This window comes from Pseudomonas sp. (genome assembly GCF_030690725.1).
Classification (GTDB): Bacteria; Pseudomonadota; Gammaproteobacteria; order Pseudomonadales; family Pseudomonadaceae; genus Aquipseudomonas.
The window spans coordinates 1-25,705 of sequence record NZ_JAUYGD010000051.1 but is presented as its reverse complement, the minus strand read 5'-3'; the positions used below and the strand labels follow the sequence as shown (position 1 = coordinate 25,705).

The following is a 25,705-nucleotide window of genomic DNA, read 5'->3' as shown; positions in this document are numbered from 1 at the left end:
ATCCTTTTCTGATTACCAGCCCAGCGCCGCAGCCAGCCCGTTGGCCCAGCCCCAGACAATCAGTTGCAGGGCCATCCAGGCGAATACGCCGGCGAGTACGTCATCGAGCATGATGCCGACCCCGCCATGCACATGCCGATCAATCCAGCGAATCGGCCAAGGCTTGAGGATGTCGAACACACGGAACAATAGAAAGCCTAGCAGCAGCCAGCCCCAGCCGTCCGGCACCAGCCAGAGGGTAATCCACATGCCGACCATTTCATCCCAGACGATGCCTTCGTGGTCGTGCACGCGCAGATCATCGGCCACCTTGCCGCACAGCCAGAAGCCAAACAGCATGGTGATGCCAAGCATCAGCCAGTAGCCCCAGTCCGGCAGCAACTGGAACAGCGGAATAAACGGCAGCGCCACCAGCGAACCCCAGGTGCCAGGGGCTTTCGGCAAGGTGCCGGCACCAAAGCCAAAGGCCAGGAAGTGCCAGGGGTTGCGCCAGACCGAAGGCGGCACGAACTCGGCGGGGACTTGCTTGGGATGATCAGTCACTGGCACTTCCAAAATGTTGATAGCCGCTGCGGGGCAGCTGCACGGGCTGGCCTTGCGAGTCCAGCAGAGTAACGCCCTGGCCGGCCATAACACGACCAATAACTCGCACAGGCCAACCCGCCTGCTGCAAATCCGCCAGGTGAACCGCCGGCAGGGTAAAGGCCAGGCGGTAATCATCACCACCACTTAATGCGCACTGACGCGCCGCCGGCTCCCCGGCAAACGCCAGCAAAGCAGCGGACATCGGCACCTGCGCCAGCTCAATCACCAGCTCAACGCCGGACGCTGCGGCGATATGCCCGCAGTCAGCCAGCAAGCCATCGGAGATATCCAGAGCGGCCGTGGCCTTACCGCGCAGCCCCAGGCCCAGCTCAAGCTGCGGGATGGGCGACCAGTAGCGCGCCAGCAACGGCTCGGCCACTGCCGGATCGGCTTGGCGCTGCCCGAGCACCAGCGGCAAGGCGCCGGCGGCATCGCCCAACTCACCACCGACGCAGAGCAGATCACCGACCTGCGCACCTTTGCGGGTCAGCGCCATACCAACCGGCACGCGACCGAAAACGCTCAGGGTCAGACTCAGAGGGCCACGGGTGGTATCGCCGCCGATCAGGCGAATCGCGCAATGCTGCGCCATCAGATCCAGGCCACGGGCGAAGGCCTGCAGCCAATCTGGCTCAGCACTGGGTAAGGTCAAGGCCAGGGTAAAGCCGACAGGCGCCGCACCCATGGCGGCCAAATCGCTGACCGAGACCCCCAGCGCACGTTGCGCCAGCAGAAACGGATCGGGCGATTCAGGAAAGTGCACCCCGACAACCAGGGTGTCGGTGGAGATTGCCAGCTGCTCACCAGCCGGCATTTGCAGCAGGGCACAGTCGTCGCCGATACCCAATGCCACGCCTTCGCCAGCCTGCGCACAGGACGCAGCGGCGAAGTAGTGACGGATCAGCTCGAACTCACCCAAAACAGGCTTAACGCTTATTCGCGCGAACTTCGTCCGCACGCAGACGCGGCGCCAGCTTGTCCAGCACGCCGTTGACGAACTTGTGTCCGTCGGTGGCGCCAAACACCTTGGCCAGCTCGATACCTTCGTTGATCACCACGCGATAGGGGATATCGATGCGGTTTTTCAGCTCGTAGGTCGACAGACGCAGGATCGACAGCTCAACCGGGTCGATCTCTTCCAGCGGACGGTCGAGCAGCGACTCGAACGCGCCATCGATCTCGGTCTTCTGCCGCGGCACACCGTGCAGAATTTCGTGGAAGTAGGCACCGTCTACCGCAGTGAAATCGTTATCAACGCGGAACTGCGCTTCGATTTCGTTCAGCTGCTGCCCTGCCATATGCCAGGAATACAACGCCTGCATGGCCAGGGTGCGCGCCTGACGGCGCGCGAGGGTCTTGCTGCTAGGGCCTTTCTTCGGCGCTTGTGGCTGCTGCCCGTTACCGTCGCTCTGGCTCACTTGGCCTCCAACTGCGCCAGCAGGCTGACCATTTCCAGGGCGGACAGTGCAGCTTCCGCGCCTTTGTTGCCGGCCTTGGTGCCGGAACGCTCAATGGCTTGCTCGATGGAGTCGACAGTCAGCACGCCAAACGCAACCGGTACGCCGAACTCCATGGACACCTGGGCCAAGCCCTTGGTGCATTCGCCAGCCACGTATTCGAAGTGCGGAGTGCCGCCGCGGATCACCGCACCGAGGGCGATGATGGCGTCGAAATCGCCACGCTGGGCGACTTTCTGCGCGACCAGCGGGATTTCGAAGGCACCCGGCGCGCGGATGATGGTGATGTCGTTTTCGCTCACGCCGTGGCGAACCAGGGCGTCAACTGCGCCGCTTACCAGGCTTTCAACAACGAAGCTGTTAAAGCGGCCGACGACCAGTGCAAAGCGGCCCTTGGGGGCGATAAAAGTACCTTCGATGGTCTTCAGGGTCATAACGCGTCTCGTCTATTTAAAGAGCCGGGCCGCCAGTGGCGACCCTTGGGATTATTTGGAGGGCAGGTATTCTACAACTTCCAGGTCGAAACCGGATATTGCATTGAACTTCATTGGCGAACTCATCAGGCGCATCTTGCGCACGCCGAGGTCGCGGAGAATCTGCGAACCGGCACCGACGGTGCTGTAGGTGGTCGGGTTGGCGACTTTCGCCTCACCGCCCAACTGACGCTCCAGGTGCGCCAGCAGGTCCGGGCCGGTCAGCGGGTTACCCAGCAGCAGCACCACGCCGCTGCCATCCTTGGCCACTTCAGCCATCGCTGCGCGCAGGCTCCAGCGGCCCGGCTGGTTAACCATAAACAGGTCGCGCAGCGGGTCCATGTTGTGCACCCGAACCAGGGTCGGCTGTTCCGCGCAGATTTCGCCCAGAGTCAGGGCCATGTGCACGTCGTTTTCTACCGAATCACGGTAGGTCACCAGATTGAACTGGCCCAGCTCGCTGTCGAGCACCTGCTCGCTGACGCGCTCAACAGTGCGTTCGTGGATCAAGCGGTAGTGGATCAGGTCGGCGATGGTGCCGATCTTGATGCCGTGCTCGGCGGCGAACACTTCCAGCTCAGGACGACGCGACATGGTGCCGTCGTCGTTCATGATTTCGCAGATCACCCCACTCGACTCGAAACCGCCCATGCGCGCCAAGTCACAGGCCGCTTCGGTGTGGCCGGCACGCGCCAGCACGCCGCCAGGCTGGGCCATCAGCGGGAAGATATGCCCAGGACTGACGATATCGTCGGCTTTGGCGTTTTTCGCAGCAGCCGCCTGCACGGTACGCGCGCGGTCGGCGGCAGAGATACCGGTGGTAACACCTTCAGCGGCCTCGATGGACACGGTGAACTTGGTGCCAAAACCGGAACCGTTGCGCGGCGCCATCAGCGGCAGCTTGAGGGTTTCGCAGCGCTCGCGGGTCATCGGCATGCAGATCAGGCCACGGGCGAAGCGCGCCATAAAATTGATATGTTCGGCGGTGACACACTCGGAGGCGATGATCAGATCGCCTTCGTTCTCGCGGTCCTCGTCATCCATCAGGATGACCATCTTGCCGGCGCGGATGTCTTCGACCAGTTCTTCGATACTGTTAAGAGCCATGCTGGCGATTCCTTATTTGTTCAGGTAGCCGTGTTCGGCGAGAAAACTTGCGGTCATGCCCGAGGCTTTCGGCTCGGCGGCCTTGTCACCGAGCAACAGACGCTCCAGGTAACGGGCCAGCAGGTCCACTTCGAGGTTGACCTGACTGCCGGGGCGATAGTCGACCATGATGGTCTCGGCCAGGGTATGCGGCACGATAGTCAGTTCGAATTCGGCGCCGTTGACCGCATTGACGGTCAGGCTGGTGCCATCGACGGTGATCGAACCTTTATGCGCGATGTACTTGGCCAGCTCGCGCGGTGCGCGAATGGTGAACTGCACGGCGCGGGCGTTATCGGCGCGAGCGATGACTTCACCGACGCCATCGACATGACCGCTGACCAAGTGGCCACCGAGGCGGCTGGTCGGCGTCAGGGCCTTTTCCAGGTTGACCTTACTGCCGGCTTTCAAGCTGATAAAGGCGGTATGCGCCAGGGTTTCGCGGCTGACATCGGCCCAGAAACCATCGCCCGGCAGCTCCACGGCCGTCAGGCATACGCCGTTGACCGCAATGCTGTCGCCGAGTTTGACGTCGGCGAGGTCCAGCTTGCCGGTCTCCACATACACCCGCACGTCACCGCCCTTGGGCGTCAGCGCACGAATACTGCCTATGGCTTCGACTATTCCGGTAAACATGCCACCCCCTGCGACGCGCCCACGGCAAAGCACTGGCGAACAACGCCAGAAGCCTGGAACACGGAATAAAAATCAGACATCTAGACCAACTCCTGTTTTATAAAAAACAGGGCATGTTTGATTGATAGGATCGATAGGGATTTCGAGGCACGCCTGAACGCGCCTTGTTGAGGCAATCCCGCTCTCTCTTTATCCGGACTCTAACCGTCGGCCCCGGAATCACACCGGGTCTGCTGACCTTGCCCAGCGGTTTACACCACCTGGCAAGCGCTCGCGGGCTAGGCCTTGCAGCCATTACCGCCGGTGGGGAATTACACCCCGCCCTGAGAACGTTACGGCCACTTGCGCAGCCGAGACGCGTTTTACCACAATTGCTGCCGCCCTGCATGGCCAAGCGACAGCCTGAATAAGCGCCCATCAAGCCGCGGGCTGTGGCACCGCGATAATCCGCCAGTCATCGCCGACTGCGCGCATCTCGACAATTTTCAGCGCTGGCGCATCGGCCATCCGCGCCAACGGCAGGTCGAGCAGCGGCCGTGCACTGGAACCCAGCAGCTTGGGCGCCACAAACAGCTGGTACTCATCCACCAGGCCCAGACGGGCAAACGCTCCAGCCAGGCGCGGCCCAGCTTCCACCAGCACCTCATTGGCGCCACGGCTGGCCAGTTCGACCAGCAGCCGACGCAGGTCAACATGCCCGTTGCTACCGGGCACGGCCAATAGTTCATGTCCATCGTCCAGATAGCGATCACGCGCCGAAGCCGCCGCGCAGGTCGCGACCATGGCGGCACCGGCCTGGAAGAACGGTACGCTGAGCGGCACGCGCAGACGCCCATCCACCAGCACCCGCAGCGGCGGCCGAGTCTGCGCCAGGGCACTCAACTCCGCGCCCAGACCGAGTTCGTCGGCGCGTACGGTCAGCCGTGCATCATCGGCCAGCACTGTGTCGGCACCGGTCAACACCACACTGGAGCGCGCACGCAGGCGCTGCACCGCGGCGCGCGCCGCCGGCCCGGTAATCCACTGACTTTCGCCACTGGCCATGGCGGTACGGCCATCCAAGCTCATCGCCAGCTTGACCCGTACAAACGGCAGGCCTTGCTCCATTCGCTTGATAAAGCCGGCATTCAGCGCCCGCGCTTCGGCCTCAAGCACGCCGCTCTGCACCGCGATACCCGCGTGCATCAGACGCAGCAGGCCATCACCACCGACCTGCGGATTGGGGTCCTGCATGGCGGCTACGACGCGGCTAATACCGGCATTGATCAGCGCATCGGCGCACGGCGGCGTGCGCCCGTGGTGGCTGCAGGGCTCCAGGGTGACGTAAGCCGTCGCGCCGCGGGCCTTTTCGCCGGCCTGACGCAGCGCGTGCACTTCGGCATGGGGCTCGCCTGCGCGGGCATGCCAGCCTTCGCCGACGATGCGTCCATCACGGACGATCACGCAGCCAACGCGCGGATTGGGGTGGGTGGAGTACAGGCCTTTACGGGCCAGCTCCAGCGCGCGAGCCATAAAGGCGTGATCTGAATTCATCGTCAACCTTTGGCAGGTTCGCGGGACAGGCGGTCGATTTCCTCACGGAACTCGTTGAGGTCTTGAAAGCGTTTGTACACCGAGGCAAAGCGGATATAGGCCACTTCATCGAGCTTCTGCAGCTCGCCCATTACCAGTTCACCGAGCACCAATGACTTGATCTCGCGCTCGCCGGTGGCGCGCAGCTTGTGCTTGATATGGGCGATGGCCGCTTCCAGGCGCTCGATGCTTACCGGGCGCTTCTCCAGCGCACGCTGCATGCCGGCGCGCAGCTTGTCTTCATCGAAGGGCTGGCGGCTGCCGTCCTGCTTGATCAGGCGCGGCATCACCAACTCGGCGGTCTCGAAGGTAGTGAAACGTTCCTCACAGGCCAGGCATTCACGCCGACGACGCACCTGCTCACCCTCGGCAACCAGGCGCGAGTCGATCACTTTGGTGTCATTGGCAGCGCAGAAGGGACAGTGCATAAATAAGGTCGGCTTTAGAACGAAGGTAGCCATGGTAGCGCATCCCGCAGGCAAGACAAGCCGAGGGGTTTGCGGTATACAGGCGCCCATGCAAACCAGCGGAGTTGATGCCCACGATGAAAGCCCCTAAGCCATTGCAACCGCTGATTCTAGTGAGCCTGATTGCCCTACTGACGGCCTGCGCCAGCGACAACCCAGCGCCCGCCAAACCCACAACACCTGCGCCGACACAGGCCCCGGCAGAAGCTGCGCCTTTGCCGGCCTATCAGCGCGAGCTGAGCGGCAGCTTGTTGAATGTGCCCAATGAAGCGGATGTCGAGCTGGCCCTGCTGGCGGTCGATCAACGCGGCCGGCCACAGGCGCTGCTGGGCAATATCCAGCTGCGCGGCACCGGCAACCCGCTGGCATTTCGCCTGCCGTTCAACCCGGACACCTTTAACAAGCACAGCCGCATCGAGCTGCATGGCCGCGCCAACCAGGCTGGCCGGCTGATTCTGCGCTTGCCCGCGCAACCTATCGCCCGTGGCGAGACTCAGGCCCTCGGTGAATTGCGCCTGGTGCCTGCGCCATGACAGCGCCTGCCGCCCTGCAGGCTGCGCTCAGTGAACTACTGGGCGATGCCCAGCTCAGCGCGCAGACGCTGCCCGGCACCGCGATCAAGCTGTGGCTGATCGACCCAGCCAATATGGATCGCTGTTTCAGCCCGGAAGAAACCCGCCTAATCCTCGAAGAACCGCCCTATTGGTGCTTCTGCTGGGCCAGTGGCCTGGTCCTGGCACGCTGGTTGGCCGAGCATCCCGAGTGGGTGCGTGGCAAGCGCGTGCTGGATTTCGGCGCGGGCTCAGGCGTGGCGGCGATTGCTGCGGCCAAAGCCGGCGCGCTGGAAGTGGTGGCCTGCGACCTCGACCCGCTGGCGATTGCTTCCTGTCAGGCCAATGCCGCACTGAATGATGTGCAGCTGAGTTATTCAACAGACTTTTTCGCCGAGGCCGACCGCTTCGACCTGATCATCGTCGCCGACGTGCTCTACGACCGCGCCAACTTACCGCTGCTCGACCAGTTCCTCAGCCGTGGTCGTGAAGCGCTGGTGGCCGACTCGCGAGTGCGCGATTTCCAACACCCGCTATATCAGCGCCTGGGCATCCTCGAAGCCTGCACCTGGCCGGATCTGGTCGAGCCGGCCGAGTTCCGTCATGTCAGCCTGTACCACGCCGAACGCGGCTAAAGCCCCTTGTATCCGCCGTACCGCGACCGCATTTATAGTCCATCCCATTTTTCGCACCACCGAGAGCGACCATGAGCAACTCCCCTTACATCGTTGATATCGCAGGCAGCGCCAGCTTCGAACAGCTGGTAATCGAGAATTCCTTCCAGAAGCCGGTGCTGGTGGACTTCTGGGCCGAGTGGTGCGCGCCGTGCAAGGCACTGATGCCGCTGCTGGCGAAGATCACCGAGGAATACAACGGCGAGCTGCTGCTGGCCAAGGTCAACTGCGATATCGAGCAGGACATCGTCGCGCGCTTCGGCATCCGCAGCCTGCCCACCGTGGTGTTGTTCAAGGATGGCCAGCCAGTGGACGGTTTTGCCGGCGCACAGCCCGAGTCGGCGATTCGCGAGATGCTCAAGCCGCATGTAGCCGAACCGGCACCAGCCGCCGCCGACCCGATGGAAGCGGCGCAGGCGCTATTCAGCGAAGGCCGCTTCAGTGAGGCCGAAGCAGTGCTCAAGGTGCTGCTGACGGAAAACAACGAACATGCTGCCGCGCTGATTCTCTACGCGCGTTGCCTGGCTGAGCGTGGCGAGCTGGGCGAAGCCGAGGCAGTGCTGGGCGCGGTAAAAGGCGATGAACATAAACAGGCCCTGGCCGGGGCCCGCGCGCAGCTGACCTTTCTACGCCAGGCAGCCGAACTGCCAGATGCCGCCAGCCTAAAAACCCGCCTGGCGCAGAACGCCGAAGACGATGAAGCGAGCTACCAGCTAGCGATCCAACAACTGGCGCGCCAGCACTACGAGCCGGCGCTGGACGCCCTGCTCAAGCTGTTTATCCGCAACCGCAGCTACGCCGACGGCCTGCCGCACAAAACCCTGTTGCAAGTTTTCGACCTGCTGGGCAATGACCACCCACTGGTCACCGCCTACCGGCGCAAGCTGTACCAGGCGATTTACTAGACAGAAATGGCCTGTCGGCCCTCGCGGCTAAAGCCCCTCCCACGAGAACAGCAAGTCCTGTGGGAGGGGCTTTAGCCGCGACAGGTCAGGTGATCGATCACCCGCCCCTGTGCTGCGTCGACACCTACTTAACCAATCCAGTGATAGATAGGCGCATCCGCACCCGTTTCCATGCGCACCTGTGCGCAATGGCGCAGGCGCACCAGCAGGCGCTTGCCCGCAGCCTCCCCGCCCGCCAGCCCGGCCAGTTGCCCAAGCAACTGCGGCCCCTCGATCTGCCCAGCCTGACGCAGCAACTCCAAGGTGGTCTGCCACAGGGCATCGTTGGCCACAGGCGCGGCAGCTGCTGCCGGCGCAGCGGGTACTTCAAGGGTCACGTGCTGGGCCAGCTGCGCCCAATCCTGCGCATCCAGCTCAACCGTCAGGTCCACCGGCCAGGCGCCGATCTGCCCACGAATTCGCACCATTTTTCTGCCCTCAACTGATCAGCCGCCATGCTCCCACGTCCGCAGCGGGTCGCCAAGCAAGGCTGGCCATGCCCACCAGAAAGTTGTTATAACGTAACGCTAGATTATTTCTGACCGGAGATCGCCATGCGCCGCCTGCTACTTGCCCTGCCGTTTACCCTGCTGCCCCTTGCCACTGGCGTTGCCGCACACAGCCATGAACACGACCACGCGCATGATCACGCCGAGCACGGCAGCCTGGATGCCCATGAGCACGGCTCGGCGCAACTCAATGTGGTGCTCGAGGGCAAAGCGCTGGAGTTGCAGCTGGAAAGCCCAGCGATGAACCTGGTGGGCTTCGAGCATGCCGCTAAGAGCGACGCCGACAAAGCCAAGGTTGCGGCTGCGCGCAGCCAGCTGGAACAACCGCAGGCGCTGTTCGGCCTGAGCGCGGGCGACTGCACGATCAGTAAACAGGAGCTGGAAAGCCCGCTGTTTGCTGAGCATAAGCACGAAGAACACCACGACCATGACAGCGAGCACAGCGATATCCACGCGCACTACAGCCTCGACTGCCAAAAGCCTGAAGAATTGAAACAACTTAACCTCGGCGAACTGTTCAAGCGCTTCCCCGCCACCGAGAAAATTCAGGTACAACTGATCGGCCCGAATGGCCAGCAGGGCCTGGAGCTGACGCCCGCGCAGCCAACCCTGAGCTTCTGATTTGCCGATTTAACGTAGGGTGGATGACGCTTCACCCATCCACCATTGCAATTTTACGGTGGATGAAAAGAGCGTCAGCTACGCGCCCCGATCCACCCTACGCGCCAAACGAGTTCCCCCATGAGTTCAGCCCTGATCCAACTGTCCAACCTCGGCTTTGCCTGGCCCGGCCAGCCCGAGTTGCTGGATATCGACGCCTTCACCCTGCAACGCGGCGAAAGCCTGTTTCTCAAAGGCCCCAGCGGCAGCGGCAAGACCACCTTGCTGGGCCTGCTCGGCGGCGTGCAGAAGCCCAACCGCGGCAGTATCCAGCTGCTCGACCAGGACCTGAGCACGCTGTCCGCCAGCGCCCGCGACCGCTTCCGGGTCGATCACACCGGCTATATCTTCCAGCAGTTCAACCTGCTGCCGTTTCTCTCGGTGCGCGAGAACGTCGAACTGCCCTGCCATTTCTCTAAACTGCGCGCCAGCCGCGCAGTACAACGCCATGGCAGCGTGGCCAAGGCCACCAGCGCCCTGCTCGCCCACCTGGGTTTGCACCAGCCGGAACTGCTGCAACGCCGCGCTGGAGATCTATCGATTGGCCAGCAACAACGCGTGGCGGCTGCCCGTGCGCTGATCGGCCAGCCGGAGCTGGTGATCGCCGACGAACCCACCTCGGCCCTGGATGCCGACGCCCGCGAAGCCTTTCTCGAACTGCTGTTCGCCGAATGCCGTGAGGCCGGCTCCAGCCTACTGTTTGTCAGCCACGACCAGAGCCTGGCGCGACTGTTCGACCGCAGCTTGTCGCTGGCCGAGCTGAACAAAGCCACCCGCTTGGCGGAGATTTAACGATGTACCTATTGCGTCTCGCCCTGGCCAGCCTGGGCAATCGCCGCTTTACCGCCTGGCTGACGGTATTCGCCATCGCGCTGTCCGTGTGCCTGCTGCTCGCGGTCGAGCGGGTGCGTACCGAAGCCCGCGCCAGCTTTGCCAACACCATCAGCGGCACCGACCTGATTGTCGGCGCGCGCTCGGGCAGCGTGAACCTGCTGCTGTACTCGGTATTCCGCATCGGTAATGCGACCAACAATATTCGCTGGGAAAGCTTCGAGCAGTTTGCCAACCACCGTCAGGTCAAATGGGCCATCCCGATCTCGTTGGGCGATTCGCACCGTGGCTATCGGGTGATGGGCACCAGTCCGGCGTACTTCGAACACTATCGTTATGCCCGCACTCAACAACTGCAGCTAAGCAGTGGCCGCGCCTTTGCCGATGATCCGTTTGAAGTGGTACTCGGCGCGGAAGTGGCGCAGGCGCTCAACTACCAGCTCGATCAGGAACTGGTGCTGGCCCATGGCGTGGCCACCATCAGCCTGGTCAAGCATGACGACAAGCCCTTCAAGGTGGTCGGCATACTCAAACGCACCGGCACACCGGTGGACCGCACCCTGCATATCTCCCTGGCCGGCATGGAAGCCCTGCACGTCGACTGGCAGAACGGCATGCCGGCACGCGGCGCGGCCAAAGTCAGTGCCGAGCAGGCGCGGGCCATGGACCTGCAACCCAAGCAGATCACCGCCTTTATGCTGGGCCTGAATAGCAAGATCGCCACCTTTAGCCTGCAACGGGAGATCAACGAATTTCGCGGTGAGCCGTTGCTGGCAATCCTTCCTGGCGTCGCGCTGCAGGAGCTGTGGAGCCTGATGGGCACCGCCGAGAAGGCGCTGTTCGTGGTCTCGCTGTTCGTCGTGCTGACGGGACTGATCGGCATGCTCACGGCGATTCTCACCAGCCTTAACGAGCGCCGCCGCGAGATGGCGATTCTGCGCTCGGTCGGCGCGCGGCCCTGGCATATCGCCAGCCTGCTGATCGTCGAAGCCTTTGCCCTGGCCCTGGCCGGTGTGCTGCTCGGTTTGCTGTTGCTGTACCTGGGCATCGCCGGCGCGCAGGGTTATGTGCAGGCGAATTACGGCCTGTACCTGCCACTGAATCTGCCAAGCCGCTATGAGTGGACGCTGCTCGGCGCTATCCTGAGCGCCGCCCTGATGATGGGCTGTGTACCGGCCTGGCGCGCGTACCGCCAATCCCTGGCCGATGGCTTATCGATTCGCTTATGAGGCTTTTGCATGCACCGCTCTCTGCTCGCCACCCTGCTGTTCACCCTGGCCCTGCCGCTGGCGGCTGCCGAGGTGCGCGAGCTGACCTGGTCGGAAATGGTCCCGGCCGACGCACCACCACAGGTTGTTGAACCGGCGCCGATCCACGACCTCTCGCAACTGGCCGACGCCCTCGCCGAATCCGGGCCAGCGGCCATGCAGCAATCGCCCGCAGCGCCGGTGGTGCAGGCACTGGATGGCCAATCGGTAAAACTGCCGGGCTATATCGTGCCACTGGATGTTACCGATGAAGGCCGGGTGACCGAGTTTCTATTGGTGCCGTACTTCGGCGCGTGCATCCATGTGCCGCCACCGCCGTCGAATCAGATCGTCCACGTTACCAGCGAGCTGGGTGTGCTGCTCGATGCGCTGTATCAGCCGTTCTGGATCGAGGGCCCGCTCAAAGTCGAGCAGACCAGCAGCGAACTGGCCGAAGCCGGTTATCAGATGGAGGCGGAAAAGATTTACGCCTATGAGCTGCCGGATAGCTAAGACACAGCGCAGCAACCAGGCAGAAAAAAGCCAGACCTAAGGTCTGGCTTTTTTATTGGACGTAACCAGCCGACAGTCGATTAGCCGGCGCTGGCGATCCGCTTGTCACGCTGATAACTCAGCTCACTCTCCGCCCACTGGCGCCAGGCGCGCACTTTGCTGCGCTCGGCACCAGCCCGTTCGGCCTTGGCCAGGGCGTCGAGCCCGGCTTGCCAACGCGCCTGCTCCAGCTCCAGCTGGGCCAGGTGCAGCCAGTGTTTGGCACTGCCCGAGCGCTGCGCCAGTTCGCGGAAAATCTGCGCCGACTTGCTGCGCTCACGCGCCTGCCACCAGAGCAGCCCCAGCCGCTCTTCACGGGCACTGGTGCGTGGCAACAGGCCCTGGTCGAGCATCCCGGCAAGCAGCTTGGCCCCTTGCCAGGGTTGATCGGCGGCACCCGCCAATAGCACCAGGTTATCCAACTCGCTTTCGCTGAAGCGCAGGCCCTTCTGATACGCCGCGCGCAAGGTCGCCAACGACTTGTCATGGCTGCCGCTCAACTGCTGCAATGCCGCCAGCTGACGCCAACCCTGGGCATTGTTCGGCTGGCGCGCAAGCAACTGGCGCTGCCAGCGTTCGGCGGCAGCGTATTTCTTCAGGTCGGCATTCATTGCGACGAGAAACTGCAACCAGCTATCGGCGGCCTGCGGATTAGCCTGCACATAACGCTCGGCCAACGGCAGCGCCTTGGCCGGTTGACCAAGACCCTGATAGGCCTGCACCAGCATCTGCAGCACCTCTTCATTGGCGTTGGCTTGCCCCGAGGCCAGCAGAGTCACCACCTGGGCGTAGCGGCGCTCGACCAGGTTCAGGCGGGCCAGGTTCAGCTCTTCAGCGGCCTGCAGCTCGGCGTCCAGCTTGCCGCTTTTCAGTACCTTTTCCAGCAGCTCGATAGCCTGGGCATTCTGCCCTTCGGCCCAGGCCAGATAACCGCGGCTGCGCCACAGCAATGCCTCTTCCAGGCTACCCGGCGTGCCCTTGGCAGCATCCAGAGCGCGGCGCGCGGCCGCGTAGTCGCCCTTCTTCTGTGCGGTCTGCGCCGTATCCAGCGCGCGAAACACGCCCGGATCAACACTCTGCCCAGCCGCCTGCGCGGCACCAGCGCCACACAGCGCGATCAGCAACAGTAGACGATACATATCAGCGAGCTCCTTCCAGACGGAAGTACAGGGTTTTCACCGCTTCACGGGCCACCGCCAGACCGCCTTCGGTGCGCGGCGCAAATCGCCAGCGCACGGCGGCGCGGCGCGCTTCGCGTTCAAACACGTTCTGCGGGCTGGCTTCGATAACCCGCACGTTTTCTACGGCACCTGCGCGGTTGATAGTGAACGCCAGTTTCACGTGGCCTTCGATGCCGCGCTGCAAGGCGTAGCGCGGGTAATCCGGGCTGACATCGTTGAGCGGCATCACTTCACTTTCCGGACCGCCCGGCTGACCACCGGCATCGCTCGGGGCTGGTGCGCTAGGCGCCGAGGCACCCGCCGCCAGACCCGTCAGGCTTGGTGTCGGCGCGCTGTTCACGGCAATCCCCGTGCTCAGGCTCGGCACCGGCAGATCCAGGGCCGGCAGGTTGGCGCTCGGCGTAGCCGCCATCGGCGTTGGCGGTGTCGGGGTTTGCGGCGTTTGTGCTTGCGGCGGCTGCGGTGCCTGCTGGCGGGTGCGCGTCGCGGTGTCGTTGGAATCGCCGTCGAGACGGACGAAATTGGCCACCGTCAGCGGCTCCTCACTTGGCTTGCTGCTGGGCGGCGCGACCATGTAGAGCATCAGGCCGAACAGCGCCAGCGCCATCGCGCAGGCCGCGACAAAGGACAGTGGCAAACGCATCAGCGCGCTCCCGCCGTAGCGGCCAGGGCAACGTCCTGCACACCAGCCATGCGCGCCTGATCCATCACCTGTACCACCAGGCCGGTGCGGGCGTCCTGATCGGCCTGCACCACCACGGCACCGTCCGGCTGGTCGACGCGCATGCGCTCGACGTGGGCGCGCACGCTGCGTACATCGACGACTTTCTTATCCATCCACACCTGCCCGTCGGCGGTGATGGCGATAAGGATATTGCCTTTGTCCTGCGGGCTGGCGGTTTCCGCCTGGGGCCGCTGCACTTCGACGCCGGCTTCCTTGATAAAGGAGCTGGTGACGATAAAGAAGATCAGCATGATAAAGACCACGTCGAGCATCGGCGTCAGGTCGATGCCGGTGTCTTCGTCTTGCTGGTGGTGACGGCGCATTCTCATGTGTCGAGTCTCAGTCGTGACGCAGCTGGTCAGCCAGCCGCTCTAGGGCCCGGCGTGCATCGCGTTCGAGGCGCGCCAGGCTGAACAATCCACTAATTGCCAATACCATGCCGGCCATGGTCGGCAGAGTTGCCTGCCAGACCCCGGCCGCCATGCCGCGCGGGTTACCGGTGCCGTTGATAGCCAGGACGTCGAACACCGCGACCATGCCGCTGACCGTGCCAAGCAAGCCCAGCAGCGGATACATCGCCACCAGGGTCTTGCTCAGACGCAGCGGGCCGAGCAGGTGCTGTTGCGCCTGGGCCAACCAGGCACTGCGCACTGCACGCTGCCAGTTACCGGTGTCGTCGCTCAGCACCTGCTGCCAGGCCTGACGGCGCTCGGCCACCCACTCCGGGAACACCCGGCGCATGTACCAGAAGCGCTCGAACACCAGGGTCCAGAACACCACGCACAGCCCGGCCAACGCCCACATCACCACGCCACCGGCGCTCATGAAGTCGAGCAAGGCATGGCCGCTATCAACCAGGCGCAACCATAGCGCCAGCCAATCAGTCACGGCGCGGCGCCCCGGACAGGTGCAGGGCAATCAGCCCGGCGCTCTGCTGCTCCAGCAGCTGAATCAGGCCCTTGCTGCGGCTGGCCAGCAAGGTGTGCAGGAACAGCAGCGGAATCGCCACCACCAGGCCCAACACCGTGGTCACCAGCGCTTGCGAGATACCGTCGGCCATCAGCCGCGAATCGCCGCCACCGCCTTGGGTAATCGCCTGGAAGGTGACGATCATGCCGGTTACGGTGCCGAGCAGGCCGAGCAGCGGTGCCACAGCGCTGAGCAGCTTGAGCAGGCCCTGGCCTTTTTCCAGCGGTGGGGTTTCCTGCAGGATCGCCTCGTCGAGCTTCAGCTCCAGGGTTTCCAGATCCGCCAGCTGCGGTTTCGGCCCGAGCACACCAATGATCCGCCCCAACGGGTTGTCGGCACGCGGGGCACTGAGGTTATGCATCTGCGCACTGACGCCACGGCCTACGCGGGTCAGGTAGACCATGCGCCAGGCGGCCAGCAGCAGACCGAAGGCACCGAGCAGGAGGATCACCCAGCCGACCAGCCCGCCTTGCTGTACGCGATCCCACAAGCTGGGTTCGCGCTGCAACTGCGCCAGCAAAGTGCCGCGGCTTGGATCAACCGGCAGACTGGCGACTACGTCGCTGCTGCCGAGATAATCCGCAACCTTGCCCAAACCGGACGGCTGACGCGGCGGCGCCAGCAGCTCGCCGGCATCGGCGTCATAACGCAGGAAGGCATCGGCGCCGTAGGCGGAGAACGCGCCGACCCGCAGCACATCCTGCGCATTACGCGTGCCGTCGGCAGCCACCACCGGCACTTGCAGTTGCTCAACCCGGCCGCTGGCGGTCAGGTCTTCGAGCAGCAGCATCCAGTAGCCATCAAGGTCGGCGGCCGAGGGCAGCGTGCGGCTTTCGGCCAGGGCCTTGAGGCGCGCCAGGCGCTCGGGGTACTGGGCGTTGAGCAGGCTGTCCTGCCACTGACCGGCGACATCACCGGCACTCTGGCGGACCACGCCAAACAACTCACCGAGGTGACCGGCGCGCTGGCTAAGGAGTTTTTCCTGTTCGGCCAGCAGGCTTTCCTGACGGTCGAATTCGGCTTTCAGTTGTTCGGCTTCAGCCTTCTGTGTGGCCAGGGCGCTGCGCGCGCTAGCCAGCAGCTGAGCACGCTCGCCACGTTCGGCAATAAAGGCCTGTTCGCGGCTTTGCATGGCGCTGACTTCAGCCGCGCGTTCGCTGCGAATACGCTGCAGCAGTTGATCCGGGCTCAGGGGCTCGGCAGCACCAGCCAGGGCAGGCAACAGGGCCAGGGTAAAAGCGAGAACACGACGATTCATGGCTTGGCCTCCAGCGCCAGGGTCTTCACGGGCAGGTCAAGCACGGCCGGGGCCTGCTCCTGACGGGCAATCGCAATGGCTTGGCGCAACGGCCGGCGAGCGCTGCCGTCGAGCAGCTGCCAGCTGCGGGTTTGCGGATTCCACCAGCCGCTTTCATGGCCATCGAGGGTTTGGAAATACAGCATCACCCGGCCAAGCCGGAGGAACTCAACACTGCGCGAAGTACCTTCACTCGGCAGCTCACCGCGCCAGGCTTCCAGGGTGCGGCCGTAGTCGCTCTCTACCTGGTAGGCCTCAAGAATGCGCCGGTATTTCTCAGCCAGGCTGACATCTGCACGCGGCAGCAAGTCCTGCAGCTGAGCCAGGCGATCACTGCGCTCATCCGGCAGGAACGGCAAGTCTGCAGCGATAAATTCACCCAGCACCTCGACCATGCGGCGCATCTGTGGCGTTACCGCCTCCTGGGTGCGTTCGATGCCATCGAGCTGCTGCTGATAGCCGGTCAGCTCCTTGCGCTGCGCCGCCACCAGCTCGCGCAGTTGGGCGTTATAACCTTGCAAGGCCTCGGCCTGCTGCAAGGCATTGCGATACTCGGTGAGCATCTCCCGGCTGGCGTCATCGAGTTGCTCGATGCGCGCCTGCGAGGCCTTGGCATCGGCGGCCAGTTGCTGACTTTCATCCAGCGCGGCATCCAGAGGGGTCGCCGCGAGCGGCGCACTGGCCAGAACCAGAGCGACTGCCAGCAGGCGCTTCGGCAGAGGGATCATGGAATATTCCTTGAACTGAGGGGGCGCAATAAAGAGAAATATTATCAACTGCATCCAGCCTTTCGAGCAACCAGCAGCGACACTTATTCACTTAGACACGCACAAAAGGAAATAATATAACATATTGCTTGCAGCATACTCGCAAACACAACCATGCATAAATTAGATAGCCAGCTACTTTTATTGAGCTGGATCAACAGCCGCTTTTTCCGCGCCCCTAACATCGTACCCAGCCAATACGAACCGATGCTTTATGGGAGCACATCATGCGTACTTCACTGTTTACCGCCTCACTGCTGGCCCTGGCTATTGCCGCCCCCCTGGCGCACGCGCACCAGGCTGGCGACATCATCGTGCGCGCCGGCGCAATCACCGTTGACCCGCAGGAAAGCAGCAGCGACATCTGGGTTGGCGCCCTCGGCACCGACGTGGCCGGCACCAAGGCAACCCTGGACAGTGACACCCAGTTGGGCTTGAACTTCGCGTATATGCTGACCAACAACATCGGCATCGAACTGCTGGCAGCCACCCCGTTCAGCCATAACGTCGGCGTCAAAGGCATGCCTGGCGGCTTTGCTGGCCTGAACGGCAAACTGGGTGAGCTCAAGCACCTGCCGCCGACCCTGAGCGTGGTGTATTATCCGCTGGATGCCAGCTCGGCCTTCCAGCCCTATGTTGGCGCCGGCATCAACTACACCTGGTTCTTCGACACCAAACTGAGCAGCGAAGCCGAAGGTAAAGGCTTCAGCGGTCTGGACATGAAAGATTCCTGGGGCCTGGCTGCGCAGGTCGGCATGGACTACATGCTGACTGACAACATCATGCTCAACGCTCAGGTGCGCTATATCGACATCGAAACCACCGGCACCACCCACATTCTCGGCGACAAGGTCAAAGTCGATGTGGACGTAGACCCGTTCGTTTATATGGTTGGCATGGGTTACAAGTTCTAAGAACGCAGCAATAAAAAAACCGGCCTAAATGGCCGGTTTTTTGTCGTCTAGAGAAAATTCAAGACTGCGCCAGCAAGCGCCGCAAGCCTTCGCGCATCGGCGTCGCCGCCGGCAGCTGATAATGCGCCTGCAAGCGCTGATTGTCCGCCCGCGAATGACGAATATCGCCGGCACGCGCAGCCTGGTAATTGACCGCAGGCAGGCCGCCACACAGCTCACCAATCTGCGCGAGCAATTGATTCAGGCTGACCGCCTGGCTCCACCCCACATTCACCGCGCCATCCACTACCTGCGGCGCAGTCAGCGCCTGAGACAGCAGCACGACTAGATCCTCGATATAGAAGAAATCGCGGGTCTGCTCGCCATCGCCGAACACACTGATCGGCAGACCCTGTTGGATGCGCTGGGTAAAGATGCTGATCACCCCGGAGTACGGCGAGGATGGGTCCTGGCGCGGCCCGAAGATATTGAAGAAGCGGAAGATCGCCGGTTCTAGGCCGTGCTGACGGCGATAGAAATCCAGGTAATGCTCGCTGGCCAACTTGTCCGCCGCATAGGGCGTCAGCGGTGCTTTGGTCGTGTCTTCATCAATCGCCTGGCCTTCGCCATTGTTGCCATACACCGCCGCACTGGAGGCGAACAGCACACGCTTGACGCCATGCAGACGCATCGCCTCACAGACATTCAAGGTGCCGACGAAATTGCTTTGGTGAGTCGCCACCGGATCATCCACCGAAGCCTGCACCGAGGCTACTGCGGCCAGGTGCGCCACCGCCGCGCAACCGGCCACCGCCTGCATCACCACGGCGGAGTCGGCCACATCACCCTGAATAAACTGCAACCGCGGATTATCCAGCGGCAAGTTGGTCAGCTTGCCCATCGACAGGTTGTCCAGCACCCGTACGCTATGGCCCTGCGCCAACAGCGCATCGACCAGGTGCGAGCCGATAAAACCGGCACCGCCGGTAACCAGAACAGGGCGCGAATCAGACATGGCGGTAATAACTATCCAGTAGGCTCGGCAACCCCGAGCGCCAGGCACGCGGCTTGATGCCAAAAGTGTGAAGGATTTTCTTGCAGGACAGCACCGCATGCTGCGGTTCTTCAGCGGCATCCGGACGCGCGCTGTGCGCCTGCGGGCTCACCTCATCGACCAGGTTGCTGCGGAAATTGCGTGCTTCGCTCAGCACCGCCTGCCCCAGCGCCAGCGAAGTGGTCGCCTCATGGCCACCATAGTGATAGGTGCCCCACAGCGGTGTCTGGCAATCCAGCTGCTTGAGCACGGCGAGAATCACCCGCGCGGCATCGTCGACCGGGGTCGGATTGCCGCGCCGGTCATCGGCCAGCAGCAGCGGCTCATCATGCGCGGCTCGGGTGAGAAAACGCCCGAGCAAGCCATTGGCGCTGTCATCCAGCAGCCAGCCGAAGCGCAGCAGTACATGCCGTGGACAGATAGAACGCACGCGCTGTTCGAAGCGCCACAGTGCCTGACCGCGCACACCCAACGGCACCGGCTCTTCCTTCTCGCTGTAGGCAGTCGCCCGCGAGCCATCGAAGACGCGGTAGCTGGAGGGCTGCAGCAGACGAATTTCATGATGCTGACAGAGCTCTGCCAGACGCTCGACGGAACGCTCCTGGGCAGCAAAATGCGCCTCGCTTACCGCTTCGGCCTGGAACCAGTCGAAGTAGTAAGCAAGGTTGATCAGGGCATCGGGACGGGTGTCATCGAGCAATTGGGTCAGACTGGCAGGGTCCCAGCCCGACTCAGGTGGTTTCGGTGCGAGAAAGCCAATGTCTTCCTCGGCGCCAAGGCGGATCAAGGCCTGCCCCAGCGCATTACCGCCACCCAGCAGCATCAGCCGCATACGCATGATCGAGCGCTAACTCAGCTGATCAGAACGGGATATCGTCATCAAAACTGTCGAAATCCGCCGCTGGCTGAGGCGCTTGTTGCGGCGCCGGGCGTGGTGCCGACTGCTGTGGCTCGCGCTGCGGCGCAGGGCGCTGCTGACGTGGCGCGGAATCACCGCCACCGGCATTGTCCGGACGGCCGCCAAGCAGCTGCATGGTGCCCTGCATGTCGACGATGATCTCGGTGGTGTAGCGCTTAACGCCATCTTTTTCCCACTCGCGGGTCTGCAACTTGCCCTCGATATACACCTGCGAACCTTTGCGCAGGTATTCGCCGGCGATCTCGGCGACCTTGCCGAACAGCGACACACGGTGCCACTCGGTTTTCTCGACCTTCTGACCGGTCTGTTTGTCGGTCCACTGCTCGCTGGTCGCCAGGCTCAGGTTGGTGACCGCGTTGCCGCTCGGCAGGTAGCGGGTTTCCGGGTCCTGTCCGCAGGTACCGACCAGAATGACTTTGTTAACCCCACGGGCCATAACGTTCTCCTAGGCTTTCAGCACGCCACCGGCGCCGGCTCTATGAGGCGCTCAAGGGACGTGCGGTCCAATTGTTGGGTATCCACTTTGATATAGATGGCCGCTTCGTCGCGCACCACTACGGCATCCGCCACTCCGGGCACAGCCTGTAAACGCTCGGCCAGCCCCGCCTCTTGCAAAGCCGCAGCTGAAAGCGGCAGACGCAGGCTGGTGACATACGGCGGTTCGCGCATAGTAACAGCAAAGGCCAGCCAAAAAAGAGCCAGCACCGCGCAGCCGGCAAACACTCCCGACAGGCTGTAGTGCTGATACAGCCAGCCGCCAAGAATGCCACCGAGGGCCGCGCCGAGGAACTGGCTGGTCGAATACACGCCCATCGCCGTGCCTTTGCCGCCTGGCGGGGCGACCTTGCTGATCAGCGAAGGCAGCGAGGCTTCCAGCAGGTTGAATGCGGTAAAGAACACTACAGTGCCCAGCACCAACGCGCGCAGGCTGGTGCCGAACCACCAGAAAAACAGCTCACACAGCAGCAGCACCGTCACAGCGCCGAGCAGCACATGCTTCATCCGGCGTTTCTTCTCACCGTAGATGATAAACGGCACCATGCCGAAGAAGCCTACCAGCAGCGCAGTGAGGTAGACCCACCAGTGCTCTTCCTTGGCCAGACCGCCCTGCTCCACCAGCGCCAACGGCAAGGCAATAAAGCTGGCCATCAGAATCGCGTGCAACACCAGAATGCCGAAATCCAGACGCAGTAGATCCGCGTGCTTGAGCGTCGGCAGCAGCGCCTGCTTGTTCACCCCGGACTCGCGGTGCTGCAACGGCCCGGCGGAACCCGGCACCAGCCCGGCGACGATCACGATACCGAGCAGCGCCATAGCCGCCGTGGCGAGAAACAGACCAGACAGGCCAAAGGCACGGGTCAGCAACGGACCGACCACCATCGCCACGGCAAACGACAGGCCGATGCTCATGCCGATCATCGCCATAGCCTTGGTCCGATGCTGCTCGCGGGTCAGGTCGGAGAGCAGCGCCATCACTGCGGCGGAAATCGCCCCGGCGCCCTGCAGAATGCGCCCGGCAATCACCCCATAAATCGAGTCGGCATTGGCCGCCAGCAGGCTGCCTGCAGCAAAGATCAGCAGACCGACATAGATCACCGGCCGCCGACCGATGCGATCACTGAGCATGCCGAAAGGAATCTGCAGAAACGCCTGAGTCAGCCCGTAGGCACCAATGGCCAGGCCGATCAGCGCCGGTGTACTGCCCTGCAACTCCATGCCATAGGTCGCCAGTACCGGCAGCACCATAAACATACCGAGCATGCGGAACGCGAACACCAACGCCAGGCCACCGGCCGCGCGGGTTTCACTGCCGCTCATGCGCTCGCTGTGCGGATCATGCATGGAAAATGCCCTGTCGAAATAGGCGGCGATTCTAGCAGCACTGAATGAGCGCGGCACAGCAGTGACGCTTTGCCGCGCCCGCCTTCGGGCCCGTATACTCGGTGGTTTTCCGCCCGCCATGCGAGGCCGTTGTTTGTGGACAAGATTCTGATTCGGGGTGCTCGCACCCATAACCTGAAAAACATCGACCTGACCCTGCCACGCGACAAGCTGATCGTGATCACCGGCCTGTCCGGCTCCGGCAAGTCGTCACTGGCCTTCGACACCCTTTACGCCGAGGGCCAGCGCCGCTATGTCGAGTCGCTGTCGGCCTATGCCCGGCAGTTTCTGTCGATGATGGAAAAGCCCGATGTCGACACCATCGAAGGCCTGTCGCCGGCGATCTCCATCGAGCAGAAATCGACCTCGCACAACCCGCGCTCCACCGTCGGCACCATCACCGAGATCTACGACTACCTGCGCCTGCTCTACGCCCGCGCCGGTATTCCACGCTGCCCGGACCACGACCTGCCACTGGAAGCACAGACCGTCAGCCAGATGGTCGACCAGGTACTGGCCCTGCCCGAAGGCAGCAAGTTGATGCTGCTGGCCCCGGTGATTCGTGAACGCAAGGGCGAGCATCTGGCGATCTTTGACGAGCTGCGCGCCCAGGGTTTTGTCCGCGTACGGGTCAACGGCAAGATTTACGAACTGGACGAACTGCCCAAGCTCGACAAGCAGAAGAAGCACAGCATCGATGCCGTGGTGGATCGTTTCAAGGCACGCGGCGATCTGCAGCAGCGCCTGGCCGAGTCGTTCGAGACCGCACTGAAGCTGGCCGACGGCCTGGCCCTGATCGCGCCAATGGAGGGAGAGGAAGGTGAAGAGATCATCTTCTCCGCACGCTTCGCCTGTCCGGTGTGCGGCCACTCGATCAGCGAGCTGGAGCCCAAGTTGTTCTCCTTCAACAACCCGGCCGGCGCCTGCCCGACCTGCGACGGTCTCGGTGTGAAGCAGTTCTTCGACACCAAGCGCCTGGTCAATGGCGAGCTGACCCTGGCCGAGGGCGCGATTCGCGGCTGGGACCGGCGCAACGTCTATTACTTCCAGATGCTCGGCTCACTCGCCGCGCATTACGGCTTCAGCCTGGAAGTGCCATTCGATGAGCTCAGCGCCGAACACCATAAGTGCATCCTGTTCGGCAGCGGCACGCAGAACGTCGACTTCAAGTACCTCAACGACCGTGGCGACATCGTCAAGCGCTCGCACCCTTTCGAAGGCATCGTGCCGAACCTGGAGCGGCGCTACCGCGAGACCGAATCCACCAGCGTGCGCGAGGAGCTGGCCAAGTTCCTCAGCACCCAGGCCTGCCAGGATTGCCGTGGTACCCGCCTGCGCCGTGAGGCTCGGCACGTATGGGTTGGCGAGAAAACCCTGCCAGCAGTCAGCGGTATGCCGATTGGTGACGCCACCGAGTATTTCGGCAGCCTGGCGCTACCCGGCCGCCGTGGCGAAATCGCCGAGAAGATCCTCAAGGAAATCCGCGAGCGCCTGCAGTTTCTGGTCAACGTCGGCCTCGACTACCTGACCCTCGACCGCAGCGCCGACACTCTGTCCGGCGGTGAGGCGCAGCGTATTCGTCTGGCCAGCCAGATCGGCGCAGGCCTGGTCGGCGTCATGTATATCCTCGACGAACCGAGCATCGGCCTGCATCAACGCGACAACGAGCGCCTGCTCGGCACCCTGCGCCACCTGCGTGATATCGGTAACACGGTGATCGTGGTCGAGCACGACGAAGACGCCATCCGCATGGCCGACTACGTGGTCGATATCGGCCCAGGCGCCGGCGTGCACGGCGGGCAGATCGTGGCTCAGGGCACGGCTGCCGAAGTTATGGCCCACCCGGACTCGCTGACCGGCAAATACCTCTCCGGGCGCGTGAAGATCAAAGTACCGGCCAAGCGCACGCCACGCGACAAGAAGCTCTCGCTGAAGATCAAGGGCGCGCGCGGCAACAACCTGCGCAATGTCGACCTGGAGATTCCGATTGGCCTGCTCACCTGCGTCACCGGCGTGTCCGGCTCGGGCAAGTCGACGCTGATCAACAACACCCTGTTCCCGCTCAGCGCCACCGCGCTGAATGGCGCCACCACCCTGGAGGCCGCCGCCCACGACAGCATCGATGGCCTGCAGCACCTGGACAAGGTGGTGGATATCGACCAGAGCCCGATTGGCCGTACACCACGCTCCAACCCCGCGACCTACACCGGGCTGTTTACCCCGATCCGCGAGCTGTTCGCCGGCGTGCCGGAGTCGCGCTCACGCGGTTACGGGCCAGGGCGCTTCAGCTTCAACGTCAAGGGTGGGCGTTGTGAAGCCTGCCAGGGCGACGGCCTGATCAAGGTGGAAATGCACTTTCTGCCGGACATCTACGTGCCTTGCGACGTGTGCAAGAGCAAGCGCTACAACCGCGAAACCCTGGAAGTGAAATACAAGGGCAAGAGCATCACCGAAGTGCTCGACATGACCATCGAGGAAGCGCGGGGGTTCTTCGATGCCGTACCAGCCCTGGCGCGCAAGCTACAGACGCTGATGGATGTCGGCCTATCCTATATCAAGCTGGGGCAGAGCGCGACGACGCTGTCCGGCGGCGAGGCGCAACGGGTGAAGCTCTCCCGCGAGCTGAGCAAGCGCGACACCGGCAAGACCCTGTATATCCTCGATGAGCCGACCACCGGCCTGCACTTCGCCGATATCCAGCAGTTGCTCGACGTGCTGCACCGCCTGCGCGACCACGGCAACACCGTGGTGGTGATTGAGCACAACCTGGACGTGATCAAGACCGCCGACTGGCTGGTGGATCTCGGCCCGGAAGGTGGCTCCAAGGGTGGCCAGATCATCGCCGTCGGCACGCCCGAAGAAGTCGCCGAGATGCCGCAATCGCACACCGGCTACTTCCTCAAACCGCTGCTGGAACGTGATCGCGACTAAGACCGCGCACAAGAAAAAGCCCCGTACATGCGGGGCTTTTTCTTGGCTGCGGAATACTTACATCTGCGTCTGCAGGTAATTTTCCAGGCCTATGCGGCCAATCAAACCAAGCTGAACTTCCAGCCAGTACGCGTGATCTTCCTCGGTGTCCTTGAGTTGTACCAGCAGGATATCGCGAGTCTGGTAATCCTGATGTTGCTCGCACAGGGCGATGCCTTTGCTCAGCGCCGCGCGCACCTGATATTCCAATGCGAGGTCAAGCTTGAGCATCTCTGGCACGCTCTGGCCGAAGCGGAAGCTGTCAGGAACCATATCCGGCGAGCCCTCAAGAAACAGAATGCGCTTGAGGATGGCATCAGCATGCTGAGTCTCCTCTTCCATTTCATGGTTGATTCGCTCGAACAGCTTGCTGAAACCCCAATCCTCATACAGTCGCGAATGCACGAAGTACTGATCACGGGCCACCAGCTCGCCCTTGAGCAGCACCTTCAGGTAATCGATGACTTCTATATGGCCTTTCATGGGTATTTCCTTAACATGCGACAAACAAGGATCAATGCTGGCCGCAAGCGGCCTATGGGTCAAGCGCGATGCATACGCCGATAGTGTGAGAGCAAAGCACGCTAGATCGTAGCCATAAAAAAGGCTATGTCCCAATAGCGTGTTGCAAGGACTAAGCTTTAAGGCAGGCATCCGCTCGTGAGGTCTGTCCGTCATGGATACTCAAGCCTTTCAGCGCTGGCTGGCTCAAGTGAGCCAACTCAGCGGCAAACAGAAATCTGCAC

General features: G+C 62.7%; 29 protein-coding genes and 1 riboswitch. Of the genes, 9 read left to right on the top strand and 20 right to left on the bottom strand.

Annotated features, from left to right (window positions below):
* Positions 1–12 precede the first annotated feature (12 nt).
* From Q8O69_RS12315 to nrdR, 8 genes are all read right to left on the bottom strand, one after another.
* Positions 13–543, bottom strand: coding sequence for a phosphatidylglycerophosphatase A (locus Q8O69_RS12315; protein WP_305592501.1), 531 nt, complete (start codon positions 541–543; stop codon positions 13–15).
* The gene (gene thiL / locus Q8O69_RS12310) at positions 536–1,504 is read right to left on the bottom strand and encodes a thiamine-phosphate kinase (RefSeq protein ID WP_305592499.1); all 969 of its coding nucleotides are present in this window, start codon (positions 1,502–1,504) and stop codon (positions 536–538) included. The genes Q8O69_RS12315 and thiL overlap by 8 nt, the downstream gene beginning before the upstream one ends.
* Before the next feature lie 7 nt (positions 1,505–1,511).
* Positions 1,512–2,003, bottom strand: coding sequence for a transcription antitermination factor NusB (nusB, locus tag Q8O69_RS12305; RefSeq protein WP_305592497.1), 492 nt, complete (start codon positions 2,001–2,003; stop codon positions 1,512–1,514).
* Positions 2,000–2,476, bottom strand: coding sequence for a 6,7-dimethyl-8-ribityllumazine synthase (gene ribE / locus Q8O69_RS12300; protein WP_069519205.1), 477 nt, complete (start codon positions 2,474–2,476; stop codon positions 2,000–2,002). Before ribE ends, nusB begins: the two co-directional genes overlap by 4 nt.
* Before the next feature lie 51 nt (positions 2,477–2,527).
* Entirely contained in the window at positions 2,528–3,622 is a 1,095-nt protein-coding gene (ribBA, locus tag Q8O69_RS12295) for a bifunctional 3,4-dihydroxy-2-butanone-4-phosphate synthase/GTP cyclohydrolase II (protein ID WP_305592494.1), read from the bottom strand.
* 12 nt (positions 3,623–3,634) lie between these two features.
* Positions 3,635–4,297, bottom strand: coding sequence for a riboflavin synthase (locus Q8O69_RS12290; protein ID WP_305592492.1), 663 nt, complete (start codon positions 4,295–4,297; stop codon positions 3,635–3,637).
* A 176-nt stretch (positions 4,298–4,473) separates the two neighbouring features.
* Positions 4,474–4,632, bottom strand: a riboswitch (FMN riboswitch).
* A gap of 82 nt (positions 4,633–4,714) precedes the next feature.
* Complete coding sequence (gene ribD, locus Q8O69_RS12285; protein ID WP_305592490.1) at positions 4,715–5,830, bottom strand: bifunctional diaminohydroxyphosphoribosylaminopyrimidine deaminase/5-amino-6-(5-phosphoribosylamino)uracil reductase RibD; 1,116 nt, start codon at positions 5,828–5,830, stop codon at positions 4,715–4,717.
* Positions 5,831–5,832: 2 nt separating this feature from the next.
* A complete protein-coding gene (gene nrdR / locus Q8O69_RS12280; protein WP_275962057.1) occupies positions 5,833–6,297 on the bottom strand; it encodes a transcriptional regulator NrdR in 465 nt (154 codons plus the stop codon).
* Positions 6,298–6,413: 116 nt separating this feature from the next.
* On the opposite strand from nrdR, the gene Q8O69_RS12275 reads away from it, so the two are divergent.
* The 3 genes from Q8O69_RS12275 to trxA all read left to right on the top strand — a co-directional run bounded on the left by Q8O69_RS12275 (position 6,414) and on the right by trxA (position 8,466).
* A complete protein-coding gene (locus Q8O69_RS12275; protein ID WP_305592489.1) occupies positions 6,414–6,869 on the top strand; it encodes a YbaY family lipoprotein in 456 nt (151 codons plus the stop codon).
* Entirely contained in the window at positions 6,866–7,522 is a 657-nt protein-coding gene (locus Q8O69_RS12270) for a methyltransferase (RefSeq protein WP_305592487.1), read from the top strand. Before Q8O69_RS12275 ends, Q8O69_RS12270 begins: the two co-directional genes overlap by 4 nt.
* Before the next feature lie 71 nt (positions 7,523–7,593).
* Positions 7,594–8,466: a thioredoxin gene (gene trxA / locus Q8O69_RS12265; protein ID WP_305592485.1), complete on the top strand. Its 873-nt coding sequence runs from the start codon at positions 7,594–7,596 to the stop codon at positions 8,464–8,466.
* A 128-nt stretch (positions 8,467–8,594) separates the two neighbouring features.
* On the opposite strand, the gene Q8O69_RS12260 is transcribed toward trxA, so the two are convergent.
* Positions 8,595–8,933, bottom strand: coding sequence for a hypothetical protein (locus Q8O69_RS12260; RefSeq protein ID WP_305592483.1), 339 nt, complete (start codon positions 8,931–8,933; stop codon positions 8,595–8,597).
* Positions 8,934–9,059: 126 nt separating this feature from the next.
* On the opposite strand from Q8O69_RS12260, the gene Q8O69_RS12255 reads away from it, so the two are divergent.
* The 4 genes from Q8O69_RS12255 (at position 9,060) to Q8O69_RS12240 (ending at position 12,265) form a co-directional block, all read left to right on the top strand.
* Positions 9,060–9,635, top strand: a complete 576-nt coding sequence (locus Q8O69_RS12255) for a DUF2796 domain-containing protein (RefSeq protein ID WP_305592482.1) — start codon at positions 9,060–9,062, stop codon at positions 9,633–9,635.
* Positions 9,636–9,755: 120 nt separating this feature from the next.
* Positions 9,756–10,466: an ABC transporter ATP-binding protein gene (locus tag Q8O69_RS12250; protein ID WP_305592480.1), complete on the top strand. Its 711-nt coding sequence runs from the start codon at positions 9,756–9,758 to the stop codon at positions 10,464–10,466.
* Between the two features lie 2 nt (positions 10,467–10,468).
* Positions 10,469–11,734 carry an ABC transporter permease gene (locus Q8O69_RS12245; protein WP_305592478.1) on the top strand — a complete coding sequence of 422 codons (1,266 nt, stop codon included), beginning with the start codon at positions 10,469–10,471 and terminating at the stop codon, positions 11,732–11,734.
* 9 nt (positions 11,735–11,743) lie between these two features.
* Entirely contained in the window at positions 11,744–12,265 is a 522-nt protein-coding gene (locus tag Q8O69_RS12240) for a DUF3299 domain-containing protein (protein ID WP_275962023.1), read from the top strand.
* Between the two features lie 80 nt (positions 12,266–12,345).
* Here the strand turns inward: Q8O69_RS12240 and Q8O69_RS12235 are convergent, their stop codons facing one another.
* Genes Q8O69_RS12235 through Q8O69_RS12210 form a run of 6 tightly spaced genes read right to left on the bottom strand, consistent with a single transcriptional unit; the run spans position 12,346 to position 17,203 of the window.
* Positions 12,346–13,443, bottom strand: a complete 1,098-nt coding sequence (locus Q8O69_RS12235; RefSeq protein ID WP_305592476.1) for a tetratricopeptide repeat protein — start codon at positions 13,441–13,443, stop codon at positions 12,346–12,348.
* A 1-nt stretch (position 13,444) separates the two neighbouring features.
* Positions 13,445–14,128 (bottom strand): energy transducer TonB, encoded by a 684-nt coding sequence (locus Q8O69_RS12230; RefSeq protein WP_305592474.1) that lies wholly within the window; start codon positions 14,126–14,128, stop codon positions 13,445–13,447.
* Entirely contained in the window at positions 14,128–14,538 is a 411-nt protein-coding gene (locus Q8O69_RS12225; protein WP_275962026.1) for a biopolymer transporter ExbD, read from the bottom strand. The genes Q8O69_RS12230 and Q8O69_RS12225 overlap by 1 nt, the downstream gene beginning before the upstream one ends.
* Positions 14,539–14,548: 10 nt before the next feature.
* Positions 14,549–15,097: a MotA/TolQ/ExbB proton channel family protein gene (locus Q8O69_RS12220; RefSeq protein ID WP_257777825.1), complete on the bottom strand. Its 549-nt coding sequence runs from the start codon at positions 15,095–15,097 to the stop codon at positions 14,549–14,551.
* Complete coding sequence (locus tag Q8O69_RS12215; protein WP_305592472.1) at positions 15,090–16,436, bottom strand: MotA/TolQ/ExbB proton channel family protein; 1,347 nt, start codon at positions 16,434–16,436, stop codon at positions 15,090–15,092. Before Q8O69_RS12215 ends, Q8O69_RS12220 begins: the two co-directional genes overlap by 8 nt.
* Positions 16,433–17,203 carry a DUF3450 domain-containing protein gene (locus tag Q8O69_RS12210; protein WP_305592470.1) on the bottom strand — a complete coding sequence of 257 codons (771 nt, stop codon included), beginning with the start codon at positions 17,201–17,203 and terminating at the stop codon, positions 16,433–16,435. The genes Q8O69_RS12215 and Q8O69_RS12210 overlap by 4 nt, the downstream gene beginning before the upstream one ends.
* 266 nt (positions 17,204–17,469) lie before the next feature.
* Between Q8O69_RS12210 and Q8O69_RS12205 the strand changes: the two genes are divergently transcribed.
* Entirely contained in the window at positions 17,470–18,156 is a 687-nt protein-coding gene (locus tag Q8O69_RS12205) for an OmpW family protein (protein WP_305592468.1), read from the top strand.
* Between the two features lie 58 nt (positions 18,157–18,214).
* On the opposite strand, the gene Q8O69_RS12200 is transcribed toward Q8O69_RS12205, so the two are convergent.
* From Q8O69_RS12200 to Q8O69_RS12185, 4 genes are read right to left on the bottom strand one after another with little or no spacing between them, the layout of a single operon-like run.
* Complete coding sequence (locus Q8O69_RS12200; protein WP_305592466.1) at positions 18,215–19,150, bottom strand: NAD-dependent epimerase/dehydratase family protein; 936 nt, start codon at positions 19,148–19,150, stop codon at positions 18,215–18,217.
* On the bottom strand, positions 19,143–20,027 hold the full coding sequence (locus tag Q8O69_RS12195) for a sugar nucleotide-binding protein (protein ID WP_305592464.1): 885 nt from the start codon (positions 20,025–20,027) through the stop codon (positions 19,143–19,145). The genes Q8O69_RS12200 and Q8O69_RS12195 overlap by 8 nt, the downstream gene beginning before the upstream one ends.
* A gap of 22 nt (positions 20,028–20,049) precedes the next feature.
* Positions 20,050–20,544, bottom strand: a complete 495-nt coding sequence (locus Q8O69_RS12190) for a single-stranded DNA-binding protein (protein ID WP_275962031.1) — start codon at positions 20,542–20,544, stop codon at positions 20,050–20,052.
* Between the two features lie 17 nt (positions 20,545–20,561).
* Positions 20,562–21,950: an MFS transporter gene (locus Q8O69_RS12185; protein WP_305592462.1), complete on the bottom strand. Its 1,389-nt coding sequence runs from the start codon at positions 21,948–21,950 to the stop codon at positions 20,562–20,564.
* Positions 21,951–22,085: 135 nt separating this feature from the next.
* Here Q8O69_RS12185 and uvrA point away from each other — a divergent pair, with 135 nt between their 5' ends.
* Positions 22,086–24,920 (top strand): excinuclease ABC subunit UvrA, encoded by a 2,835-nt coding sequence (gene uvrA / locus Q8O69_RS12180; protein WP_305592460.1) that lies wholly within the window; start codon positions 22,086–22,088, stop codon positions 24,918–24,920.
* 57 nt (positions 24,921–24,977) lie between these two features.
* Here uvrA and bfr read toward each other — a convergent pair whose 3' ends face one another.
* A complete protein-coding gene (gene bfr / locus Q8O69_RS12175) occupies positions 24,978–25,442 on the bottom strand; it encodes a bacterioferritin (RefSeq protein ID WP_305592458.1) in 465 nt (154 codons plus the stop codon).
* Positions 25,443–25,705 lie beyond the last annotated feature (263 nt).

What these genes read in the sequence shown, in the direction of transcription:
- ribE (WP_069519205.1), bottom strand. Translation starts at nt 2,476, where the DNA reads ATGACCCTGAAGACCATCGAAGGTACTTTTATCGCCCCCAAGGGCCGC.
- ribBA (WP_305592494.1), bottom strand. Translation starts at nt 3,622, where the DNA reads ATGGCTCTTAACAGTATCGAAGAACTGGTCGAAGACATCCGCGCCGGC.
- Q8O69_RS12290 (WP_305592492.1), bottom strand. Translation starts at nt 4,297, where the DNA reads ATGTTTACCGGAATAGTCGAAGCCATAGGCAGTATTCGTGCGCTGACG.
- ribD (WP_305592490.1), bottom strand. Translation starts at nt 5,830, where the DNA reads ATGAATTCAGATCACGCCTTTATGGCTCGCGCGCTGGAGCTGGCCCGT.
- nrdR (WP_275962057.1), bottom strand. Translation starts at nt 6,297, where the DNA reads ATGCACTGTCCCTTCTGCGCTGCCAATGACACCAAAGTGATCGACTCG.
- Q8O69_RS12275 (WP_305592489.1), top strand. Translation starts at nt 6,414, where the DNA reads ATGAAAGCCCCTAAGCCATTGCAACCGCTGATTCTAGTGAGCCTGATT.
- Q8O69_RS12270 (WP_305592487.1), top strand. Translation starts at nt 6,866, where the DNA reads ATGACAGCGCCTGCCGCCCTGCAGGCTGCGCTCAGTGAACTACTGGGC.
- trxA (WP_305592485.1), top strand. Translation starts at nt 7,594, where the DNA reads ATGAGCAACTCCCCTTACATCGTTGATATCGCAGGCAGCGCCAGCTTC.
- Q8O69_RS12260 (WP_305592483.1), bottom strand. Translation starts at nt 8,933, where the DNA reads ATGGTGCGAATTCGTGGGCAGATCGGCGCCTGGCCGGTGGACCTGACG.
- Q8O69_RS12255 (WP_305592482.1), top strand. Translation starts at nt 9,060, where the DNA reads ATGCGCCGCCTGCTACTTGCCCTGCCGTTTACCCTGCTGCCCCTTGCC.
- Q8O69_RS12250 (WP_305592480.1), top strand. Translation starts at nt 9,756, where the DNA reads ATGAGTTCAGCCCTGATCCAACTGTCCAACCTCGGCTTTGCCTGGCCC.
- Q8O69_RS12245 (WP_305592478.1), top strand. Translation starts at nt 10,469, where the DNA reads ATGTACCTATTGCGTCTCGCCCTGGCCAGCCTGGGCAATCGCCGCTTT.
- Q8O69_RS12240 (WP_275962023.1), top strand. Translation starts at nt 11,744, where the DNA reads ATGCACCGCTCTCTGCTCGCCACCCTGCTGTTCACCCTGGCCCTGCCG.
- Q8O69_RS12235 (WP_305592476.1), bottom strand. Translation starts at nt 13,443, where the DNA reads ATGTATCGTCTACTGTTGCTGATCGCGCTGTGTGGCGCTGGTGCCGCG.
- Q8O69_RS12230 (WP_305592474.1), bottom strand. Translation starts at nt 14,128, where the DNA reads ATGCGTTTGCCACTGTCCTTTGTCGCGGCCTGCGCGATGGCGCTGGCG.
- Q8O69_RS12225 (WP_275962026.1), bottom strand. Translation starts at nt 14,538, where the DNA reads ATGAGAATGCGCCGTCACCACCAGCAAGACGAAGACACCGGCATCGAC.
- Q8O69_RS12215 (WP_305592472.1), bottom strand. Translation starts at nt 16,436, where the DNA reads ATGAATCGTCGTGTTCTCGCTTTTACCCTGGCCCTGTTGCCTGCCCTG.
- Q8O69_RS12210 (WP_305592470.1), bottom strand. Translation starts at nt 17,203, where the DNA reads ATGATCCCTCTGCCGAAGCGCCTGCTGGCAGTCGCTCTGGTTCTGGCC.
- Q8O69_RS12205 (WP_305592468.1), top strand. Translation starts at nt 17,470, where the DNA reads ATGCGTACTTCACTGTTTACCGCCTCACTGCTGGCCCTGGCTATTGCC.
- Q8O69_RS12200 (WP_305592466.1), bottom strand. Translation starts at nt 19,150, where the DNA reads ATGTCTGATTCGCGCCCTGTTCTGGTTACCGGCGGTGCCGGTTTTATC.
- Q8O69_RS12195 (WP_305592464.1), bottom strand. Translation starts at nt 20,027, where the DNA reads ATGCGTATGCGGCTGATGCTGCTGGGTGGCGGTAATGCGCTGGGGCAG.
- Q8O69_RS12190 (WP_275962031.1), bottom strand. Translation starts at nt 20,544, where the DNA reads ATGGCCCGTGGGGTTAACAAAGTCATTCTGGTCGGTACCTGCGGACAG.
- Q8O69_RS12185 (WP_305592462.1), bottom strand. Translation starts at nt 21,950, where the DNA reads ATGCATGATCCGCACAGCGAGCGCATGAGCGGCAGTGAAACCCGCGCG.
- bfr (WP_305592458.1), bottom strand. Translation starts at nt 25,442, where the DNA reads ATGAAAGGCCATATAGAAGTCATCGATTACCTGAAGGTGCTGCTCAAG.